Source organism: Exiguobacterium sp. 8A (assembly GCF_902506275.1).
Taxonomy (GTDB): Bacteria; Bacillota; Bacilli; order Exiguobacteriales; family Exiguobacteriaceae; genus Exiguobacterium; species Exiguobacterium profundum.
Map to the genome: position 1 here is coordinate 545,983 of NZ_LR733630.1, position 18,230 is coordinate 564,212.

Sequence of the window (18,230 nt, forward strand, 5' to 3'; positions counted from 1 at the left end):
TGATTCTAAAATTATATTTAAATTGATAAAAAATTGAATAGTCAGACGATAAATAGCTGTATATAATAAAAAATGGTATGTATAGTAATTTATTGATGAATGGGGATCGTGTAATGTTCATATTGATTAGTTTGTTGCGTTCAATCGCGACAGTTTTTCTTTTCTTCAATCCAATCCATCCGACGCCGCTCGAGACCGCTGAATATATTTCATCAGTCGATCGAAATGCGGATAGTTGGGAGAGTGCCGACTTTTTTGAATCATTCGGAACCGAATTACCCATCGACATGGACAGAAACCTCCTTTACACAGAACGGATAACCGGCTGGACTGAGATTGAAATGGGGGAAAAAACGTATGAGGGGTTTTCATCGATGACGTTTGATCAACCGTTCAAAGGTACGATTTTACATATGACGTGGGGACAAGATATTCCGGACGTGAAAGAGAAAGTGATTGTCTTACCGACGACAAAATTTTCATATGACAACATCGAGGATGCGTATACCGTCGATTACGCAGGTGAGATTTTGAATGACCAGGAAGCGAACGCGTACTTGTCAGAGCTCGCATCTAAGGGAGCTGCGGGATACCTGATCACCCCTTTTGAAGACGACCCATATGAGACGGGTTTCGTTTTCACGTCATCCTATATGCCGTTAAATGGTACAGGGGTAGACTTGGATACAGCTGAACAACTGAAGGACGGGGAAACGATTCAAGTCAAGCCCTATAATGAAGAAATCCCGTATGTCGAATTTGTCCAAAAAGGCAAGACGGATCAAGAGATTGTTCTCATGTCACGACTCGATTCTTCCTGGCACGGGGCCCATTATTTGTCTTCCGTCGGTCCGTCTTCGGTCTTATATCACCTCATACAGATGATGGACAACGAGACACCGTACTATACGATTCGATATGTCTTTTTGAATGGAAACGGTGACTCCAGAGAAGCGAGTGACGATTTCCTTGAAAGGCTAGCGGGACAAAAAGAAAAAGTGGAAACGGTCGTCATGCTCGATATTCTTGGGACTGGTGACGGTCCGTTATACGTTCGGACCAAAGGAATGAAATCCTACCCAGTACTAGAACAGGCGCCATTCTCTGATTTAGAAGTGCGCTCGTTGGCAAGTTCACCGGGTGACGCTTACGATGAAGCGGGAATTCCTTATCTGATGTTGAGTGACTCATTAGAAGGAAGTTGGCATGTGTTCACCGAGAAGGATACGTTCGAACGCCTGTCGGAAGGTGGGTTAACGGATGCGGTTGATTGGTTACACGATTGGCTAACTCACTGACCTCATAGATGTCGCCGTCTCATTTGACGGCGACGTATTTTTTTGGATGACAGTTTCGGGTATGATAGTAATGGAGGCGATACGATGAAACAAGAGATGACGATTACGACAGCATACGGAACGATTGCAGGAACTTTTCTTTCCCATGAGGAGCCCCGGGCGACAATCGTCATGTTGAGCGGAAGTGGGCCGAGTGACCGTGACGGCAATATGGGTGGTGTCGGTTTTAATACGTATGCCAAGTTGGCAGAAGCGTTGTACGACCGCGGATACAACGTGTTCCGATATGACAAACAAGGGATTGGCAAGTCCGATGGGGACTTCAATAAAGTCGGTTTACATGATTTGATTAACGATGCGATTCTTGTCGTGCGCACCATTCGACAACTGGCCGATGTGAATCGCTTATATCTACTTGGTCATAGTGAAGGGGCCGTTCTTGCTCCTGCCGTTCAACTTGAGACGAAGGCTGATGGACTCATCTTACTTTCCGGTTTCCATGAATCGTCCAAGCAGATGTTCTTATACCAAGCAGATGCACTCGCTAAAGACATCGAACATGTGAAAGGGATAAAAGGTCTCTTCTACCGGTTGACGGGCGTTGCCAAAAAAGTTAGGCAGCGACAGGACGATTTGTTAGAGCGTTCTTTACGGACGAACGTCTCGTTTTTCAAATATCGAGGTCAAGTCGTAAATGCGAAATGGATTCGAGAACATGCATCCTATGACGTCCGAGAGCGATTAGAGCATGTGACCGTCCCGGTTCTTGCGATTACGGGAGGGCGTGATGTGCAAGTCCCACCAGAGCACGTCCATATGATTCAAACAAAAGGTGAGGTCACCTCATCGATCATTGATGATATGAATCATCTGCTCGTGACACGGGAGTCACCCCATTCGCTTCTCATGCTGCACAAAGAGTATCGAGAAGCAATCGATGCGCCGATTCATCCAAAACTCGTTCGAGAATTGGATGAATGGTTAAAAAAACAGTCATAAACTCGAAAAACGGTCATATATTGACCGTTTTTTATGTTATAATTGTGACAAATTGAATGAAACTGAATGTTTTTGAATGATTTTAGTTGTTTTTATAATGAAAACGCTTTATATTAGACGTATGGAGGGAACAAGATGTTAACGAAACAACGACATCAGTTGATTTTGCAACGCTTATCTGAACAGAAGGTCGTCAAATTAAAAGAATTGGTTGATTTGACGGATTCATCCGAGTCGACGATTCGTCGAGATTTGACGGACCTCGAAGCGGAAGGGTATCTGGCAAGGGTTCACGGAGGCGCAACGCTCATTGCGACTCCAGATGAGGAACCGACATTTGAAGAAAAGCGAGACCGGTTCGTAGATGAAAAAGTTGCGATTGCACGGAAGGCCGCAACGTTCATCGAAGACGGGATGTCGATTTATTTAGATGCCGGTACAACCACTCAGGCGATGGTTCCGTTTTTAGAAGGGAAAAAGATTGTCGTCGTCACAAACAGTCTACCGATTGCGAATGAATTATTTGATCTTGATATTAAGACGTTTGTGATTGGCGGAGAATTAAAGCGTTCCACCCAGGCATTGGTTGGGTATAACGCACGCGAGAGCATGATGAATTATCGTGTCGACCTCGCCTTTCTCGGAATGAATGGAATCGACCTTGAAGCGGGTTACACGACCCCGGACCCAGAAGAAGCGCTTGTCAAAAAAACGGCAATCGAATTGGCACAAACCTCGTTCGTACTCGCGGACGCATCGAAGATCGGGAAACGAACGTTCAGCCGAGTCGCGACGTTAGATGCCGCACAGTTGATCACATCAAGCAGTGAGTCAATGAGTTCCATCCAAACAATCACAAAGGTGGTGAATGCGAAATGATTTACACGTTAACACTCAACCCTTCTATTGATTACTACGTAACATTACCTGAAGTACATCTAGGAGAAGTGAACCGAATCGAAGAGACGACGGAGCGTGCAGGCGGTAAAGGAATCAACGTCTCCATCGTTCTTCGGGAATATGCACAAGAAACGAAGGCACTTGGTTTCATCGGTGGGACGACCGGTGACTTCATTAAAAAGTCACTCGTCGATCACGGTGTACACACCGATTTCGTAGAGGTGAACGGGAACACCCGGATCAACGTCAAGATTCGAGCGAAAGAGGAAACAGAACTGAATGCGAGCGGACCGAATATCACGGATGGTGAGCTCGAACAGTTGAAGGCCAAGTTCGACCAAGTTCAAGAAGGTGATATCGTCGTCCTCGCTGGTAGTATCCCGAGCAACCTACCAGACTCGCTATATCGGACCATTGCCGAATCGATTCGCGAAAAAGGTGCCGAATTTGTCGTCGATACAACGAAAGACGCCATGCTCGAAGTGCTCACGCTTGAACCACTCATGATCAAACCGAATCACCATGAATTAGGTGAATTGTTTGATACCGAGATTGAAACGTTTGAACAAGCTCTACCTTATGCCGAACAGCTCGTCAAACGCGGGGCGAAAAACGTTATCATCTCCTTTGCGGGAGACGGGGCGCTACTCGTTAACAAGGACGGAGCCGTCACAGCGAACACACCGGTCGGGAAACTCGTGAACTCGGTTGGTGCAGGAGACTCACTCGTCGCCGGATTTGTCGCGAATGTGAAAGAAAAAGGTGAACAAGAAGCATTTCGATACGCGGTCACGACAGGAAGCGCATCTGCTTATACGTTCGGCTTATGTTCAAAGCAAGAGATTGATCGCTTGATCGATCAAGTACAACTCACACCACTGAAACGAATGGAGGAAACAACATGAAAATCACGGACTTGCTCCAACGCGACACGATTCAATTGAATCTAAGCGCGAATTCTAAGCGTGAGGTCATCGAAGAACTTGTCGATGTCCTCGATCGTGCTGGTAAGCTATCGGACCGCAACGGTTATCGCGATGCGATTCTAAAACGTGAAAGCGAGAGCACGACTGGCCTTGGAGAAGGGATTGCCATCCCTCATGCGAAAACGAGTGCGGTTAAAACGCCAGCAATCGCGTTCGGTCGCTCGGAAGGCGTCGACTACGAAGCGTTAGATGGACAACCGAGTCGCCTCTTCTTCATGATTGCGGCAGGAGAAAATGCGAATAATGAACACCTTGAAACACTCTCTAAACTTTCAGTTTACTTGATGGACCCTGCATTCCAAGAACGTCTCTATGCAGCAACTTCTGAAAGCGATGTCATCCGTGCCATCGAAGAAAAAGAAATGGCAGAAGCGAAGCCAGAAGTCGTCAAACCGACGAATCAAGATGCACCGTTCATTTTGGCGGTCACGGCTTGCCCGACAGGCATCGCTCATACGTATATGGCGGCAGACAGCTTGAAACAAAAAGCGGAAGCGATGGGCGTCGATATTAAAGTCGAAACGAACGGATCGACTGGCGTAAAAAATGAATTGACACGTGCGGATATCGACCGGGCAACAGCGATCATCGTCGCAGCGGACAAAGCTGTTGAAATGGATCGTTTCGCTGGTAAACGAGTCATCGAAGTTCCGGTCGCACAAGGGATTCGGAAACCTGAAGAACTCATCAATCGTGCGGTGAAACAAGATGCGCCGGTATATGAGGCTTCGAAAACATCAGGTGGCGCTTCGAAAGAGCAACGTACAGGCGTGTACAAACACTTGATGAGCGGGGTATCTGCGATGCTTCCACTCGTTGTCGCAGGTGGTCTCTTGATTGCAATCAGCTTCTTCTGGGGCATCAACTCTGCTAACCCGGATGACCCGTCTTACAATGAATTTGCAGCACAGTTGATGACGATCGGTGGAGCTGCATTCGGCTTCCTCGTTCCGATTCTCGCCGGTTTCATCGCGATGTCGATTGCCGATCGCCCAGGTCTCGCACCAGGTCTCGTGGCAGGGGTACTTGCAAGTCAAGGGAACGCCGGATTCCTCGGTGGTCTCATCGCTGGTTTCTTGGCAGGTTATGTCGTCCTCTTCTTGAAAAAGGCACTTGCGAAGTTGCCAGCTTCACTTGAAGGAATCAAACCGGTCCTCTTATATCCTTTACTTGGATCATTTATCTCAGGTATGGTCATGTTACTCGTCGTCAATGAACCGATTGCTGCACTTATGACATGGTTGATGGATACGTTGAACAGTATGAGCGGCGCAAACGCTATCCTTTTAGGAGTCATCGTCGGTGGGATGATGGCAGTCGATATGGGTGGTCCGATCAACAAGACAGCATACGTCTTCGGAACGGCAGCACTCACAGCAGGTAACCAAGAAGTCATGGCAGCCGTCATGGCTGGAGGGATGGTACCACCACTCCTCGTCGCACTCGCATCAACTGTCTTCGCTCGTCAAAAGTTCTCGAAACAAGAGCGCGAAGCAGGAAAAACAGCATATATCATGGGAGCTTCGTTCATCACGGAAGCGGCGATCCCATTTGCCGCTGCGGACCCGATTCGCGTTCTTCCATCAGCGATTCTCGGTTCTGCCATCGCAGGAGGATTATCCGCATTCTTCACGATTCAATTACCAGCGCCACACGGAGGAATCTTCGTCTTCCCACTTCTTGAAGGAGCTGGAAACGTCGCGGTGAGTATGGGCCTCTATGCACTCGCCATCTTGGCAGGTGCGGTGGTCGGAGCATTGCTCCTCTCGTTCTTGAAAAAACCGTTAACAACTTCTACACCAGTCCAATCTAAAGAAGTTGCATAACGTGATAAAAGACGTCGCCTTTATCTAAAGGTGACGTCTTTTTTGTTGTGGATGTCCGTTCAATTTTCACATAATCTCGGATTGCAGGTTGGGGATTTGTGGTAAACTATTTGTAAAGCTTCGGGTGAGGAGGGGGTCACATTGGACATTCGGGTCGCCAAACCAGATGATGTGTATGGGATTGCGAGAGTGCGTGTGAACGGATGGCGTACGACCTATCGGGGAATCGTGCCGACTGAGTATTTATTGAAAGTTTCGTCCGGTTCCATCGAATGGGCAGAACGTTTGCGGACCGCCCTTCGTCGGCAAGAAGTAGCCGGCTTTGTGGCGATTGTCGAGGACGAGATTGTGGGCTTCATCCTATACGGAGAAGAACGGACAGGAGAGTACCCAGACCACACGAATGAAGTCTATGCCATTTATATTTTAGAGAACCATCAAGGGAACGGAATCGGGTCCGCTCTCCTTGAACATGCCGTGCAATCGATGTGTGAGGCAGGGCTCTTGATCTGGGCACTTGAGATGAATCCGTTCCGTACATTCTATGAGCGAAAACAAGGGCAGGTCATCGACCAGAAAGATCGAGAGTTTGGTGAATTGATGCTTCGAGAAGTGGCGTATGGATGGGAAACGACCCGTCATGACTCCATCATGGGAGCCTAAGCTTTGAGACTGTAGAATGATCTACGGTCTTTTTTTGTGTCTAATGTATGAGCTTTAACCGATTTTTTCATTCAAGATTGATTCAGCTTTGCAGCCAACAACGTAAATTCCCACGGGATATTTTCACCGTTCCATCCTCTCTAGTTCTATAATGGAATTATCTATAATAATTTTACAATGGGAACTTGTCAATAAATCTATGTCTAGTAAGGACAAATATGGATGAATATAAATGTAGAAACGAGGATAAGGTGAATGATTAAAGGAATATACGAGGCGCACTTACCGGTGAGTGATTTAACTGAATCAATTCGATTTTATGAGAAATTAGGATTAGAGTTGGCATTCCAAAATGAGAAATTGGCTTTCCTGTGGATTATGAAAGGGGAGAGCTGGATTGGGCTATGGAAATCTGATCGAGTCGATTTAACGTATCATCCATCAATCCGACACATCGCTTTTCGAATCGAGGAGCAGGATTTGGATGCGATTAAAGCATGGCTTGAGGATCAGGGAATTGAAATTCGTACTGCGTTCAAGATGACACCTGAACAGCAACCACTCGTCCTTCCGAATGCCCCGTACGAGCATGCGGCCATCTACTTTGAAGACCCGGACGGAAATTCGCTTGAACTCATCACGTTGATAGGAACAAACGCAGATGAAACTGCTAATGTGATTCCGTACGAAGAGTGGTTAAAAAATAAAGAATGTACATAATTGATTCAATAAAGGAGAGAGAATATGCTATTCCATTATCATCTATGGACACCACATGTCGAAGAAACGGAGAAATTTTATGCGAGTCTAGGATTTCAAGTGTCCCAACGAATCGGAAAGAAAGATGGAGAATTCGAATCTTTTGCCCCACCTCTCGATTGGGACGACTTTAGGGACCAATCTATTCAGTTTAGAATCATAGAAATGAAGCGGGGAGCGACGAATATCACATTCGGTTACGGAAAGAAAGTGATGTTTGATCATATTGGTTTTTTAGTATCTGAAGAGGAAAAAGTGGATGTGTTAGAACGAGCAGAGGAAATAGGATTGACGGTTCAGTCAAATGAACGAAGAACGTTCATCCATACACCATACGGATTTCGAATCGAACTTCAGGACCATTTCGATGCTATTCAATCACGTTCTGAGAGTCGCATCCACCAATTAAATATTGAAACGAAAACGGCAGGTCTTGAAGAGGTTTTGCAACAATTATTCAATTGTCCTGTCCCGCAAATCGTAGCAACTGAATCGGATCACACACAGTTGACGCATGTAAACCTGATGAGTGATTGTACGATCAGTTCAACTGATCCGAACGGTATTCAAATCATCCTTTCAAAATGATTAATAGATAATAATTCTTTTAAGGGGCAGAAAAAGTGATAGATATTGATCAAGAAATCATTTATGTTCAATCAGTCTTACAAAGAGTACTAAGAAATGTCCCTTTGAATCAAAATGGAATACTGTTGTTCAATTAACCAATCTCTTCTATACTGAATTGAACAAAAAGTTCTAAAGGAAAACAGCTCATTCTCATGGGCACGGCGGACCAACATTATGTACTAGAACGAATCCAGCATTTCGAACAACTAGCATTGACTGAACTCGAGATTGTTGAGCAGATGAATCATAGCCTCGAGTACACAGGTAACACATACCAGTCACTTCGGCTACTTGAAACACTTCTCAAGCGAGTTGAGCAATTTATCACTTCCTCATAGGTCGTGAACCGGTGGAGAGTTTCATATTGTGATTACTATTATCTGTATGGGAGGAGTCGACGTGAAATTTACCACTGAGCGTTTAGAAATCAGACCATTTATGGAGAAAGATTTGGAAGCTACATTCAAAATGTATAGAAAATCAGAAATATGCAGATATCTTTTGCATGAGCCATGGACGTCTGAAAACAGGAATGAAGTATTTGCTAAAAAACTAATGAATTCTACTCTTACCGAGACTAGTACGTTGAATTTAGCAGTCGTACATCAAGATGAAGTAATTGGGGATCTCACGGTTTGGTACACGGGTATGAAAGATACGGTAGAGATCGGGTATTGTTTTTCTGATTCACACTCGGGAAAAGGATATGCAACGGAGGCAGTGAGCGGATTGCTAAGGGAGTTGTTTGCGAATCTCAATCTACATCGGGTACAAGCTAATCTCGACGCCAGAAATGTAGCTTCCCAGAATTTATGTGAACGGGTTGGAATGAGAAAAGAAGCTCATTTCTTGAAAGACTATTGGAATAAGAATGAATGGACCGATAGCATGGTGTACGCGATGTTACACGAGGAGTTTGTAAGACAATAAACGGAATAAGTGAATAGAAAAGGAGATGACGCGTGTCATCTCCTTTTTTTACAATTTTTCAATAACCGTTTTAGGGTCGATACGTTCTGTATAGTCAGCAGGCACATCACTGAACGAAATCGTCCCATCGGATTGGATGATGAACGTGGCCGGTTTCGGCAACTGCCAATCCTCGTTCCCATTATGTGCATCGACATTTAATCCAGATGCTTTATAAATGTCAATCAAGTAATCCGGCATGTCAAACACGAGATCGAATTGACGTGCGACATTATTGCCGACATCACTCAGCACGTAAAAATCAAGTTCGTTCTTCTCTTTCGTCGAAAGGGAATAATCCGGCGTCTCAGGACTGATGGCGACAAGAGTCGCTCCTTTTTCTTGAATCATTGCCAATTCGCGCTGGTAAGTGCGGAGTTCGAGGTTACAATATGGACACCATCCACCACGGTAAAATGTGACGATGACAGGTCCATTTTCAAGCAGTGTTTTCAAATCGACTGCTGTCCCATCCGCATGAGGCAATTCAAACATCGGCGCTTGATCCCCGACTGTTAACCCTGACGCAATTCCGGAGTCTCTCAATTCTTGTGTCGCCTGAGCCATCAATCGTTGCTTCTCGGCAGGTGCATTTTGTTTGAACTGATCTTTATAGGATTTGATTTCTTCCAATAATGAATTCATCATTTGACCCCCTTTTCCGATATGGTAACTCAAATTTTAACTAAATACGAATAGTATGATTTGTTCAATCGAACACAACGGTGAAACTCCATTTCAGTTTCCGAAAAATAATTTTCGAATAATTCAATCAATTCTTCAGATTTGATGACTTTTGACCGATATGATGTATAACCCAAGGGGGATTCGACTCATCGAACTCGCTTGAACATTTTATTCGGGTTAGGAGATGTTTTATGAAACAGAAGCGCACGATTAGTATCAAGCAAAAATTGATTGTCTTATCCGTTCTATTATTGATTATTCCAGCCACATTGATTGGAATCGTCGCCTATTCGCAGGCGAAAGGTAAAATCGAGTCTCAAATGATCCAGTCCGCCAATTCGGGGGTAGACCGGATGAACAATGAGGTCACGAACCTCATCGAACCGATTCAAACGGACATCTCGTTTTTTGCGAATCGGATTGATAGTTCCATTTATGAAGAGGGAGAAGCGAATCAAGCGTTAGCAGAGAAGTTTACTGAGTATTTAGAGACACATCCAAAAGTGACGAACATTTACTTCGCTTCTGCAGAAGGTGCGATGACGATCTATCCTGAGCAGGAATTGCCAGAAGGATATGACCCACGCACTCGTCCATGGTATGAAGCGGCTGAAGCAAGTGGACAAGATGTTGCCATCACGAATCCGTACGTCGATGCCGCCTCTCAAAAAATGATGATCACGGTTTCGAAGAAGACTTCAGACGGTAGTGGTGTAGTCGCTGTTGACGTAGATGTGAACGATATCGCTGAAGTGGCATCCACCATTCAAATCGGGAAAGAAGGATACGTTGCCATCTTCGACCAGGCAGAACAAGTCGTCATTCATCCGTCGACGGCTGTCGGTGAAAAGATTGATGAATCTTGGACAGAATCGCTCTTTGCCAAGGAAGAAGGGACTCTGTCTGTATCGGAGAATGGGGAAGGCGTGGAGAAAGCATTCGTGACGAACCCAATCACCGGATGGAAGATTGCCGGTACGTTATATGACGGTGAGATTCAAGACGAGACGGTCGGCATTCTTTGGACAACTGGATTCGTCATCATCGGAATGTTCGGAATTGCAGCCATTCTTCTCTACTTCGTTCTCCGTTCAATCTTGCGTCCGTTGCGTTTATTGACAGAAGGAGCAGAACGAATCAAATCAGGAGATTTAACGGAGCCGATTACCGTCTTATCGAACGACGAAATCGGGCTTGTCTCAGAGAGTTTTAATGAAATGAGCGATTCACTTCGCTTGGTGTTACTCCGTCTCGATGATTCAATCAGTCAAGTTGCCGCCTCGTCTCAAGAATTGATGGCCAACTCGGCACACAATACTGCCTCATCAGAACAGATTGCCCGTGCAGTTGATCAAATGGCAGTCAGTGCCGATGGCTCGAAGCGACAACTTGACGACAATGCGACATCGCTCCAAGCAATCACGTCAGGAATCATGCGAATCTCAGAAAGTTCCATGGACGTGTCTGAACTTTCACGCGAAACCTCAAATGAAGCGGAAGACGGTTCGACGACCGTGAAGGAGAATGTGAAGCAGATGCAGGCAATCGATGCGTCTGTCGTGACATTCGAGGGCGTCATTCACTCATTGGCACATCGCTCTAACGAAATTGGAGAAATCGTCACGGTCATCAATGGAATCGCTGAACAGACGAACCTGTTAGCATTGAACGCTGCCATTGAAGCAGCACGTGCAGGTGAGAACGGCAAAGGGTTCGCGGTCGTTGCGAGCGAGGTGCGTAAACTCGCAGAACAGTCGCAACAGTCGACGAAACAAATTGCAGCGTTGATTGATCGAATCAAGCATGAGACGGAACAGTCTGTACAGTTGATGCAGGAAGTATCTACTCATACGAAAGCCGGGTTGGCGTCATCTGAGATGACGGCAGACCGTTTCGAGAAAATCAAGGAGCGGACAGTCGCGATGACACCACGGATTGAAGACGTGACCGCAACCGTCGAGGAGATTGCAGCAAACGTTCAGGAAGTGGCAGCGACGGCATCACAAATCGCCGACATCGCCGATGAGAATTCGAGCGTCTCGAAGCAAGTGGCGGCGACGACCGATGATCAATTGAGATCGATTGAAGAAGTATCACAGTCAGCAAAAGCACTCGCGACCATGGCCGAGGAGTTACAAGACCTCGTTTCGCGGTTCAAACTGTAAACGACAATGAGGCAGAGCGGAGCGCTCTGCCTCATGTTTTTTTAACAAAAGTAGGCGAGAATTCTCCCTCCTCTAAGCGTCTCGGAGCGAAGCCCGGCGTAGGTGGGGGATGAATCGCCCGGTCCAAAACTCTTTTTCCCTGTGACAGATGTTACGAACAAATGTTTGTTATTCTGTCAGATTCTTCCTCACCCCCGCGGGTATCGTATGAGGAAGACACATCACAATCTTCTGAGGGGAGGAGGGACGGACATGCTGAAAGGCTATACATACAGGCTCCACCCGACGCCGGCAAGGCCGAGTTCCTGATCAAGACGATCGGCTGCGCCCGGTTCATCTACAACAAGCTGCTCGAGGACCGCATCGCCATCCGCGAGGATGCGAAAGCGGGGAACGGAACGAGACGGAAACCGGCGACACCCGCCTCCTACAAGCCCCTATTCCCGTTCCTCGCCGAGGCGGACAGCCTCGCGCTCGCGAACGCGAAGCTGAACCTCGACAACGCGTTCGCGAAGTTCTTCGCCGGGACGGGCGGCTTCCCGAACTTCAAATCGAGACGACGGTCGCGCGCCTCCTACACGACGAACAACCAGCACGGCACGATCCGCATCGAGGCGGGCAAAGTCCGTCTGCCGAAGGTCGGGTTCGTGCGGTTCACACAACATCGCCCGTTCGAGGGCGTCATCCGGTCGGCGACGGTCTCGATGACCAAGACGGGCAAGTTCTTCATCTCCCTCCTCGTCAAACAGGACGATGCACCATGGATCCCAGCCGAGAACAAGGTCGGGATCGATCTCGGCCTGGAACATTTCGCCGTCATGACGAACGACGCGATGGTCTCGGAGAAGGTCGATAACCCCCGACTCCTCAGGAAGTCCGAAGCGAAGGTCAACAAGGCGCAACGGGCGCTGTCGCGAAAGAAAATCGGGAGCAAGAACCGTGAAAAGGTCAAATTACTTTTGGCTAAGAAACACGAAAAGATTGCCAACCAACGCAAGGACTTCCTTCACAAACTGTCGAGACGGATCGTTGACGAGAACCAAGTCATCGTCGTGGAGACATTGAAGTCGAAGGACATGATGCAAAACCATAAGCTCGCCAAGTCCATCGGGGACGTCAGTTGGTACGAGTTCGTCCGTCAACTCGAATACAAATCAAACTTCTACGGATGGACGCTCATCAAGGCGGATCAATGGTTCGCATCGACGCAGATCTGTTCTTCTTGTGGCGAGAAAGGTCAGAGGAAGACGATGAATGTCCGTGAATGGACATGTGCCTGTGGCGCGCATCATGACCGTGACATCAACGCGAGCATCAACCTATTGAGGCTGGCCGACTGATAACCATTCAGGGCAGGGACTGCCCGACGAGCTTGGTCAACAACTGTGGCTGGTAAAAGTACGGTCTTCCCAAGAAGCTCCCCCTTCAATTTGCGAAGCAAATAAGTGGTGAGTAGTTCACAGGATTGGACTTAGAAGGCGGGACACGCCTTCACGGGCGCGTACCGTCCATTTACGGGATTCATAATCTTCCACTGTATAAGTGCGACTGACCGCCGTATCGGTCTCAAATAAAGAAACGAGTTCGAGGGCGACCCGCTCATCATAGATGAGTGCGTTCACTTCAAAATTGAGACGGAAGCTTCGGGCGTCCAAATTTGTCGTCCCGACAGTCGCAATCTCATCATCGACGACGAGCGTCTTCGCGTGGAGAAACCCTTCATCATACAGATAGACGTTTGCCCCGTAGTCGAGGAGTTCCCCAAGGAACGAGAGGGACGCCCACATGACGAATGGATGGTCCGGTTTTCCAGGGATCATGATATCCATCTGAACGCCAGAATGGAGTGCCATTTTGCAAGCGTCCATAAAGCTTGTGTCTGGAATGAAGTATGGCGTTTGAATGACGACCCGTCGTTTGGCGGACATGATCATCTTGATCATCATATTCTTCAAATGTTCCGTATCCGAGTTTGGTCCACTCGTGACGATTTGCATCGGAGAATTTTCTTTAATGTCATGTCGCGCAAAGCAGAAGGCATTTTCAGGATCATGTTTACGGTGACCAGAATAATTCCAGTCCAATATGAATCGGTGTTGTAAATTGTAAACGACATCTCCTTCGACACGCAGGTGCGTGTCACGCCAATAGCCAAATTTTTCGACTAAACCTAAATACTCGGTACCGACATTGAATCCACCGACATAGCCGATTTTCCCATCGATGATGACGACCTTTCGGTGATTTCGGTTGTTCAACTTGAAGTTGATGATCCCGAGTGTCGGTGGGAAGAAGACACGCACCTCGCCATCGTTCGCAATCAACTCTTTAAAGTCCGAGTTCCGAAGACTACGTGAGCCGACCGCATCGTAGAGGAGTCGAACTTTGACACCGGCTTTCGCACGCTCGATCAACTCTTTCAACAGTGCCTGACCGAGAGCATCACGCTGGATGATGTAATATTGAATATTGATCTCCGTCTCGGCCGAGCGAATGTCATCCATCAGCGCTTTGAACTTTTGTTCGCCGTCGTGCAAGATGAGGGAACGGTTATGTACACTGATCAACGATTTAGAAGATCGTAAGTTCATTTGAAGCAGTTGGTCATACTTTTCAAACAGCGGCTGCGCGAGCTGGGTTTGGCGCGTATGAATTTGTTCAAGTTGCGCTTCGACTTGAAGCGAATGGAAGGAACGTTCTTCTACACTTAAATTATAGAAGTTATCCTTCTTAAGTTGTCGCCCTAGGAAGAGATAGACGATAAAGCCGAGCACTGGTAAGAAAAACAGGACAAGCAGCCAGGCCCAGGTCGCGCCAACGTCACGTCTTTCGGCGAAGATGACGGCGAGTGCGAACAACATGTTTAACCCGAGGACGATATAGAGTCCCCAACTGAAAATCATAGACCAATCCAACGACATACACCCCTTTATAATCGATTCATAGCTTAATCATACATCAAATGAGGGAATAGGATGCTATCAAATGAAATAGGGGGAGAAGATGATGAACATGGAAGTCGTATGGAAGAAAGGGATGGCGTTTGAAACACATACGCCATCAGGGCACACGGTGATCCTTGATGCGGCGGATGATGTCGGTGGGCTCGATACAGGACCTCGTCCGACAGAAATGTTGCTTCACGCGACCGCATCTTGCACAGGAATCGATATCGTATCGATTCTGCATAAAATGCGACAGCCAATCGAAGCATTCGAAATGAAAATCGATGGGGTGCGGGCGACCGATCACCCGAAACGCTTTACAGCCATTCACATCTTGTATATCCTGAAAGGCGAGTTATCGGAAGAACGAGTTCGGCGGGCCATCGAATTGTCAGTTGAACGTTATTGTTCTGTATCGCATAGCTTGAATGCGACGTTGACGTATAGCTATCAATTGAACGATGGAGACGTCACTCCGTTTGATTTTCATGAGTGAGCAGGATGGTTGAAAGGCATGCGGTTCTCCGTTATATTTGTATTTCAAATACTGTATAACTAAAGGAGGACGTTATGATTCGACTCGCGACGAAGCGCGATGCCCAACACATCGCGAACCTAATCGAACAACGAGCCGTAGCGCTAAATGAACAAGGAAGCGACCAATGGACCGAATATTTGGAACAGGACCTCGTAAAGCGTGTGCGCACTGACATTGTAGAAGGCAGTGTATATGTCTTTGAAGATGACCAACAAATTTTAGCTTCAATCGCATTGTTACCTCCAGATGAGTGGGATGATAACTTATGGGACGACAGTGAGCGAGGGCAATATATCCATCGAATCGTCGTCAGCGAAAAGCTAAAAGGGCAAGGCGTCGGACAGCAGCTCATGGAGCATGTCTTAGAGGAAGCCGATGAAGATGAACCAATTCGTCTTGATTGTGTCGCTGACAATGAATTTCTAAATGATTATTATCCACGTTTCGGTTTCGTCTTTGTCGATTCACGAAACGGGTACAATACGTTCGAATACAGATTGGATGAGAGCATGAGTGCATAAGGGTCATTAGACCCTTTTTTTGATATAATAACAAAAGCGAAAAGGAGGGTTTTATATGATTAAAACCATGTTGGTAGGATTCGGATTCTCGGCGAACACGTTCCATTTGCCGTTCTTAAAGGCCATTGACTCATTTGAAGTGAGTGGCGTCGTGTCTTCGCGCCCGGAAGAAGTGCAGGCTGAATTACCTGGTGCCACGGTATATGCGACATTAGAGGAAGCGCTTCAATCGGATGCTTCTCTATATGTCATCACGACACCATCGCATTTACATAAAGAGATGATTGTCGCATGTCTTGAGGCAGGAAAAGATGTGCTCGTTGAAAAACCAGCATTCCTGACAACGAAAGAAGGATATGAGTTGATTGAACTTGAAGCGAAATCGAAAGGCGTCGTCAACGTTTATCAAAACCGTCGTTATGACGGAGACTTCTTGACGGTTAAGTCGTTACTTGACTCGAACGAGTTAGGGGACTGGAAGGTGGTTGAATCTCGATTTGATCGTTTCCGTCCGAATGTACGTGATCGGTGGCGTGAAAATGCAGGACCAGGTTCAGGTATTTTATTCGACTTAGGAAGTCATCTGATTGATCAGACTCTCGCCTTGTTTGGAAAGCCAGATCGTATTCAAGCAGATGTGATGATTCAACGAGATGGCGGACAATCCGATGATGGGTTCCATCTGACATTCTATTATGGTGAAAAGCGAATATACCTTCGTTCGAACCCGTTCATCGCTGGAGAAACACCTCGGTTTGAAGTGCACGGCACGCAAGGAAGTTTCTTGAAATATGGACTTGATCCTCAAGAAGAGGCTCTGAAGCAAGGGAAGTTAGAAAGTGATCTTATAGAGACTGGTGTATTATCCAAAGAAGAGGTTTCGTCCATTCAAATCGAGAAAGGTAGCTATTTGGCGTATTATCAACAGTTAGCTTATAGTTATGAGGTACGGAAACCCGTCGTTTCATTAAAAGATGCAACATTGACAACCTACTTGATTGAACTTGCTCGTCAATCTAGTGATGCGGGTAGAGTCATTTCAGTAAATTGACATGGATTTGTATGGAATCGCTAATTTCGACAATCAAATTCACAATTGAAAAGAACGTGCGATGATTTCTTTGTGAACCGATTGATGCTTTTGAATTGTAAGGATAATCCCACGTGTGAAAATGAAAAATCGATGCCGCCGAACATTTTGTTCGAACGTGCATCGATTTTTTGATTAGGCTGCATCTTCTTCTGTCGATTCGACTTTTTCCGTATGACGGACAATCGGGAAATTTTTGAACAAACGACTTCCGATCAAGCCAAAACCGATTCCGAGGATGAACAGTACAACGGCTGTGAAGGTGACTGTTTGCCAATCGTTGAAACCATACATGACAAGAAGTCCCGGAATCCCGGCTGCCGAACCCGGTGCATCGTTGATCATACCGGTCATGGCGACAATCAACCCGGCGATGGCTCCACCGACAAAGTTGACACTGTAAATTGGAATTGGGTTAGCGGAAATGAGGTCAGCTTGCGTCAACGGTTCGATGGCGACAGAAAGCTGATCTTTCTTTGTTCCGATTTTCAATTGACGGAATAACAAGTAATTCATTGAGATGGACGCAGTCAACGCAAGCGCGGCAATTGCCATCGGTACACCTGTCAAACCAAGCATCGCCGTCAAGGCCATCGAACTGAGAGGCGACGTTGATACGACCGTGACAATCCCTCCTAAGACGAGACCCATGACGACCGGATTTTGTGTTGCTGCCAGTTCGATGACAGCTCCAATCTGTTCAAGTGTGTTTGTCACGAGTGGGTCTACCCCTGTCGCGACGAGACGGGCGAGCGGTGCCATCACGATGACGTAAAAAATCATATCGACGCCGGTCGGCAGATAGCGATTGATTCGAGTGCCAGCCAAAGCCAAAAGATATCCTGCAAAAAAGCCAGGAAGGATTCCGAATCCCGATACAGACAACCCGATCATCAAACTATAGACGGGGTTGATTCCAAGTGCGATGGCGACAAGAGCCGCAGCGGCAGGACCTGACAAAGCGCCAGCCGCTTGACCTACTTCTTCATAAAGAGGAAGTGGCAGCAATCCGCCGATTGCATACGCGTTGAACGCTTCGACGAGGAAACTCGCGATTGCAGCACCGGCCAATGCTCCCATCGCCTTCATTCCAAAAGGCGCCTTATAACTAAATAATGTGAACAAGGCGAGGATGAGCAGTAAAAGTGCGATTCCTTGAATAATGACCATAAACTCTTCCTTCTTTCTATCTCTATTTATTCATAATTTATTCTATATTCATGCATAGAAAGACTTCTGTAAAGCCATATTCAA

At 46.7% G+C, this 18,230-nt stretch carries 16 protein-coding genes and 1 pseudogene; 14 read left to right on the top strand and 3 right to left on the bottom strand.

Annotation, left to right across the window (positions count from 1 at the left end; all coding sequences use genetic code 11):
• Nucleotides 1–113: 113 nt before the first annotated feature.
• The 9 genes from GVY42_RS02800 to GVY42_RS02840 all read left to right on the top strand — a co-directional run bounded on the left by GVY42_RS02800 (nucleotide 114) and on the right by GVY42_RS02840 (nucleotide 8,991).
• Nucleotides 114–1,298, top strand: a complete 1,185-nt coding sequence (locus tag GVY42_RS02800) for a hypothetical protein (protein ID WP_159562239.1) — start codon at nucleotides 114–116, stop codon at nucleotides 1,296–1,298.
• Between the two features lie 84 nt (nucleotides 1,299–1,382).
• Nucleotides 1,383–2,297, top strand: coding sequence for an alpha/beta hydrolase (locus GVY42_RS02805; RefSeq protein ID WP_159562240.1), 915 nt, complete (start codon nucleotides 1,383–1,385; stop codon nucleotides 2,295–2,297).
• 135 nt (nucleotides 2,298–2,432) lie between these two features.
• The gene (locus GVY42_RS02810) at nucleotides 2,433–3,176 is read left to right on the top strand and encodes a DeoR/GlpR family DNA-binding transcription regulator (protein ID WP_078146840.1); all 744 of its coding nucleotides are present in this window, start codon (nucleotides 2,433–2,435) and stop codon (nucleotides 3,174–3,176) included.
• Nucleotides 3,173–4,102 (top strand): 1-phosphofructokinase, encoded by a 930-nt coding sequence (pfkB, locus tag GVY42_RS02815; protein ID WP_074037087.1) that lies wholly within the window; start codon nucleotides 3,173–3,175, stop codon nucleotides 4,100–4,102. The genes GVY42_RS02810 and pfkB overlap by 4 nt, the downstream gene beginning before the upstream one ends.
• On the top strand, nucleotides 4,099–6,009 hold the full coding sequence (locus GVY42_RS02820; RefSeq protein ID WP_159562241.1) for a fructose-specific PTS transporter subunit EIIC: 1,911 nt from the start codon (nucleotides 4,099–4,101) through the stop codon (nucleotides 6,007–6,009). The genes pfkB and GVY42_RS02820 overlap by 4 nt, the downstream gene beginning before the upstream one ends.
• A 141-nt stretch (nucleotides 6,010–6,150) precedes the next feature.
• Nucleotides 6,151–6,672 carry a GNAT family N-acetyltransferase gene (locus GVY42_RS02825; RefSeq protein WP_159562242.1) on the top strand — a complete coding sequence of 174 codons (522 nt, stop codon included), beginning with the start codon at nucleotides 6,151–6,153 and terminating at the stop codon, nucleotides 6,670–6,672.
• A 255-nt stretch (nucleotides 6,673–6,927) separates the two neighbouring features.
• A complete protein-coding gene (locus tag GVY42_RS02830; RefSeq protein WP_074037084.1) occupies nucleotides 6,928–7,392 on the top strand; it encodes a VOC family protein in 465 nt (154 codons plus the stop codon).
• Between the two features lie 24 nt (nucleotides 7,393–7,416).
• A complete protein-coding gene (locus GVY42_RS02835) occupies nucleotides 7,417–8,019 on the top strand; it encodes a hypothetical protein (protein WP_159562243.1) in 603 nt (200 codons plus the stop codon).
• 441 nt (nucleotides 8,020–8,460) lie between these two features.
• Nucleotides 8,461–8,991, top strand: a complete 531-nt coding sequence (locus GVY42_RS02840) for a GNAT family N-acetyltransferase (protein WP_159562244.1) — start codon at nucleotides 8,461–8,463, stop codon at nucleotides 8,989–8,991.
• A gap of 48 nt (nucleotides 8,992–9,039) precedes the next feature.
• On the opposite strand, the gene GVY42_RS02845 is transcribed toward GVY42_RS02840, so the two are convergent.
• On the bottom strand, nucleotides 9,040–9,675 hold the full coding sequence (locus GVY42_RS02845; protein ID WP_159562245.1) for a peroxiredoxin-like family protein: 636 nt from the start codon (nucleotides 9,673–9,675) through the stop codon (nucleotides 9,040–9,042).
• A 233-nt stretch (nucleotides 9,676–9,908) separates the two neighbouring features.
• On the opposite strand from GVY42_RS02845, the gene GVY42_RS02850 reads away from it, so the two are divergent.
• Together GVY42_RS02850 and tnpB are read left to right on the top strand one after the other, a co-directional pair.
• Nucleotides 9,909–11,882: a methyl-accepting chemotaxis protein gene (locus GVY42_RS02850; protein WP_159562246.1), complete on the top strand. Its 1,974-nt coding sequence runs from the start codon at nucleotides 9,909–9,911 to the stop codon at nucleotides 11,880–11,882.
• 252 nt (nucleotides 11,883–12,134) lie between these two features.
• Nucleotides 12,135–13,222 (top strand): annotated as a pseudogene (gene tnpB, locus GVY42_RS02855) (IS200/IS605 family element RNA-guided endonuclease TnpB).
• A gap of 117 nt (nucleotides 13,223–13,339) precedes the next feature.
• On the opposite strand, the gene cls reads toward tnpB, so the two are convergent.
• Nucleotides 13,340–14,785, bottom strand: a complete 1,446-nt coding sequence (gene cls, locus GVY42_RS02860; RefSeq protein WP_012726224.1) for a cardiolipin synthase — start codon at nucleotides 14,783–14,785, stop codon at nucleotides 13,340–13,342.
• Between the two features lie 103 nt (nucleotides 14,786–14,888).
• Here cls and GVY42_RS02865 point away from each other — a divergent pair, with 103 nt between their 5' ends.
• The 3 genes from GVY42_RS02865 to GVY42_RS02875 all read left to right on the top strand — a co-directional run bounded on the left by GVY42_RS02865 (nucleotide 14,889) and on the right by GVY42_RS02875 (nucleotide 16,937).
• The gene (locus GVY42_RS02865; RefSeq protein ID WP_074037078.1) at nucleotides 14,889–15,323 is read left to right on the top strand and encodes an OsmC family protein; all 435 of its coding nucleotides are present in this window, start codon (nucleotides 14,889–14,891) and stop codon (nucleotides 15,321–15,323) included.
• Nucleotides 15,324–15,397: 74 nt separating this feature from the next.
• Nucleotides 15,398–15,886, top strand: a complete 489-nt coding sequence (locus tag GVY42_RS02870; protein ID WP_159562247.1) for a GNAT family N-acetyltransferase — start codon at nucleotides 15,398–15,400, stop codon at nucleotides 15,884–15,886.
• A 55-nt stretch (nucleotides 15,887–15,941) separates the two neighbouring features.
• The gene (locus tag GVY42_RS02875) at nucleotides 15,942–16,937 is read left to right on the top strand and encodes a Gfo/Idh/MocA family oxidoreductase (protein ID WP_159562248.1); all 996 of its coding nucleotides are present in this window, start codon (nucleotides 15,942–15,944) and stop codon (nucleotides 16,935–16,937) included.
• Nucleotides 16,938–17,111: 174 nt separating this feature from the next.
• Here the strand turns inward: GVY42_RS02875 and GVY42_RS02880 are convergent, their stop codons facing one another.
• Complete coding sequence (locus GVY42_RS02880; protein WP_159562249.1) at nucleotides 17,112–18,146, bottom strand: PTS sugar transporter subunit IIC; 1,035 nt, start codon at nucleotides 18,144–18,146, stop codon at nucleotides 17,112–17,114.
• Nucleotides 18,147–18,230: the final 84 nt, after the last annotated feature.

Coding starts and splice junctions, on each gene's coding strand:
- GVY42_RS02880 (WP_159562249.1), bottom strand. CDS start 18,146: ATGGTCATTATTCAAGGAATCGCACTTTTACTGCTCATCCTCGCCTTG.
- GVY42_RS02875 (WP_159562248.1), top strand. CDS start 15,942: ATGATTAAAACCATGTTGGTAGGATTCGGATTCTCGGCGAACACGTTC.
- GVY42_RS02800 (WP_159562239.1), top strand. CDS start 114: ATGTTCATATTGATTAGTTTGTTGCGTTCAATCGCGACAGTTTTTCTT.
- GVY42_RS02830 (WP_074037084.1), top strand. CDS start 6,928: ATGATTAAAGGAATATACGAGGCGCACTTACCGGTGAGTGATTTAACT.
- GVY42_RS02835 (WP_159562243.1), top strand. CDS start 7,417: ATGCTATTCCATTATCATCTATGGACACCACATGTCGAAGAAACGGAG.
- GVY42_RS02850 (WP_159562246.1), top strand. CDS start 9,909: ATGAAACAGAAGCGCACGATTAGTATCAAGCAAAAATTGATTGTCTTA.
- GVY42_RS02810 (WP_078146840.1), top strand. CDS start 2,433: ATGTTAACGAAACAACGACATCAGTTGATTTTGCAACGCTTATCTGAA.
- GVY42_RS02845 (WP_159562245.1), bottom strand. CDS start 9,675: ATGAATTCATTATTGGAAGAAATCAAATCCTATAAAGATCAGTTCAAA.
- GVY42_RS02820 (WP_159562241.1), top strand. CDS start 4,099: ATGAAAATCACGGACTTGCTCCAACGCGACACGATTCAATTGAATCTA.
- pfkB (WP_074037087.1), top strand. CDS start 3,173: ATGATTTACACGTTAACACTCAACCCTTCTATTGATTACTACGTAACA.
- GVY42_RS02805 (WP_159562240.1), top strand. CDS start 1,383: ATGAAACAAGAGATGACGATTACGACAGCATACGGAACGATTGCAGGA.
- GVY42_RS02870 (WP_159562247.1), top strand. CDS start 15,398: ATGATTCGACTCGCGACGAAGCGCGATGCCCAACACATCGCGAACCTA.
- cls (WP_012726224.1), bottom strand. CDS start 14,785: ATGATTTTCAGTTGGGGACTCTATATCGTCCTCGGGTTAAACATGTTG.
- GVY42_RS02865 (WP_074037078.1), top strand. CDS start 14,889: ATGAACATGGAAGTCGTATGGAAGAAAGGGATGGCGTTTGAAACACAT.